Source organism: Deinococcus sp., assembly GCF_018260405.1.
Classification (GTDB): domain Bacteria; phylum Deinococcota; class Deinococci; order Deinococcales; family Deinococcaceae; genus Deinococcus.
Genome location: NZ_JAGLBG010000210.1, coordinates 1 through 1404 on the forward strand (window position 1 = coordinate 1; position 1404 = coordinate 1404).

At 45.4% G+C, this 1404-nt stretch carries 1 protein-coding gene; it reads left to right on the top strand.

Translation table 11 applies throughout. The features are described from left to right. Positions 1 to 210 precede the first annotated feature (210 nt). Positions 211 to 921, top strand: a complete 711-nt coding sequence (locus QZ269_RS13090; RefSeq protein WP_291427136.1) for a hypothetical protein — start codon at positions 211 to 213, stop codon at positions 919 to 921. Positions 922 to 1404: the final 483 nt, after the last annotated feature.

Sequence of the window (1404 nt, forward strand, 5' to 3'; positions counted from 1 at the left end):
TTGGGACAGATCTTTTGCGTAATGTCCCTACTCTACCCCTTTCCGCTTCGCAAGTCCCCCTGCTGAGCAGTTACGATATTTTTTAGGCAGATCAACGACTGGAATGCAAATAACGCCGAAGAATATGGCCTTGTACTGCTTTCTAAACACTGGTCGACTCATGCTCATCCCCGCTTAGGTGACAGAGCACAGGGAATTGTAAATTCACAAATGACCGATAAGGCCGATTTATTGGTTGCGGTAATTGGAAATAAACTAGGGTCTTCTACAGGAGTAGCGGAGTCTGGCACTGTAGAAGAAATCCTACGCTTCCACGAATCAGGCCGACCAGTAAAACTATATTTCTCTGAACGTGGGATCCTTACCGCTTCTCAAGCACGTGATAAAGAGTTGCGGAAAGAGTTAGATAGAGTCGCCGTCTTTCGCCAGAAAATACAGAATATGGGTTTGTATGCCACATATAAAGACCTTACAGAGTTTAGCGAAAAGATCAGATTGCATATTATGCAGGAAATAAGATCAATTAGAGATGCAGGACATACTAACAAACTGCCAATTAGAGAGATTGTTACAGCAACCCAAATCGCGGCCATCGAATTTTCTGATGAATTAAGAAGATTCCGTCATTCTGTTAGTACTCTTCAAGTCCAATGGCGGACAGAGGAAATCTCTCAGAGCAGTAGTTATGACCAAGGAAAGAGAATTATGGCACGTCTCATGTCTGCCGTCACATCCCATCTGCCTGGACTGATTGATGAACATGGACAAGAAAAAGTAATTCCTATTGAAAAGACATTGCCAGATATAAATAGAATAAAACAGGCAAATCCAGTAGCGGGGCCAGAATTTCACAAGGAATTTTGGGATACTGGAACACAAGCTTTTCGAGATTTACAGTCGGCAATTGAGGAACTAAGGTAACTACTCAGCGCGTAAATTAGGAGAATTAGATAGTAAATCGCAGTAAGTTTATAGTCGGTGTACTGGCAGTGCGATGTTTCGGACATACTTTTAGCCTGGATTCCGATATAAACGTATCCAGAAAGTCCGTATGTTTTTCCTATTCGCTTCCGCTCGGATTGGTTCGGGATTGCACCGAATCAACCGGCAGTCCGTATAAGGCAATAAACCTCAAGCTGCAAACTAGGCTTTAGCGCGGTGGGGGCTTGTGGCTTGATCGGGGTTAGACACTCACCCACACTTCCCGTTTCCCTTACTGGCGCGGCGTAAATACATTGGTCACGTCGTAAGCCATCGCCTCCGCTTGTTCGCGGATGCTGAGAAGCTGCGGGTTACCGCTCTCCAATTCCAGTTGAGAGGGGCGGCCTTTGCCGAGGCCATGTCAGTTATGGTTCCAGCTTTCCGCCGTCAGCTCAGCAATTCAACAAAATCTTCATCCTCGTC